Here is a 1,005-nt window from a genome sequence, read left to right as displayed (position 1 = left end):
CTTCAGCGAGCGAGTCTGCCTCCACGAGTGCGTCTGTGTCCGCAAGTACATCTGCGTCAGTAAGTGCATCAACTTCGGCAAGTGTGTCAGCGTCTACGAGCGCATCAGTGTCCGCAAGTACGTCTGCGTCCGTGAGTGCATCAACCTCAGCGAGCGAGTCAGCATCAACGAGCGCATCGGTATCAGCAAGTACGTCTGCGTCAGTGAGTGCATCAACGTCTGCGAGCGAGTCCGCTTCCACGAGCGCATCGGTGTCCGCAAGTACGTCCGCGTCCGTAAGCGCGTCAACTTCGGCAAGTGAGTCAGCCTCCACGAGTGCGTCCGTCTCAGAGAGTGCATCGACTTCAGCAAGCGAGTCAGCCTCCACGAGTGCATCGGTGTCCGCAAGTATGTCCGCGTCAGAGAGTGCGTCGACCTCTGCGAGCGTATCAGCCTCTACCAGTGCGTCAGTGTCCGCAAGTGTGTCAGCCTCCACGAGTGCGTCAACCTCAGCCAGCGTGTCGGCTTCAACGAGCGCATCAGTATCTGCAAGCACCTCAGCTTCAGAAAGTGCGTCAACCTCTGCATCAGTAAGTGCATCGACTTCAGCAAGCGAGTTAGCCTCCACCAGTGCATCAGTGTCCGCAAGTACGTCCGCATCAGAGAGTGCATCGACTTCTGCGAGCGTATCAGCGTCTACGAGTGCGTCCGTCTCAGCAAGTACGTCCGCGAGCGTAAGTGCGTCGACTTCAGCAAGCGAGTCCGCGTCAATCAGTGCATCGGTATCCGCAAGTACGTCCGCATCAGAGAGTGCGTCAACTTCGGCAAGTGAGTCAGCATCCACGAGTGCGTCCGTCTCAGCAAGTACCTCAGCCTCAGTAAGTGCATCGACTTCAGCAAGCGAGTCAGCCTCCACGAGTGCATCGGTGTCCGTAAGTACGTCCGCCTCAGAGAGCGCATCAACTTCAGCGAGCGAGTCAGCATCAACCAGTGCGTCGGTGTCCGCAAGCACGTCCGCCTCAGAGA

General features: G+C 57.9%; 1 protein-coding gene. It reads left to right on the top strand.

Annotated elements, in window-relative coordinates; genetic code table 11:
* Window positions 1-1,005, top strand: a 1,005-nt coding sequence (locus STRDD11_RS14690) for a hypothetical protein (RefSeq protein WP_241209435.1), incomplete at both ends; no start/stop codon positions are given.

It is taken from the genome of Streptococcus sp. DD11, from assembly GCF_001578865.1.
Lineage (GTDB): Bacteria > Bacillota > Bacilli > Lactobacillales > Streptococcaceae > Streptococcus > Streptococcus panodentis.
The sequence above is the reverse complement of the archived record's forward strand: the minus strand, read 5'-3'. Positions and strand labels throughout refer to the sequence as shown.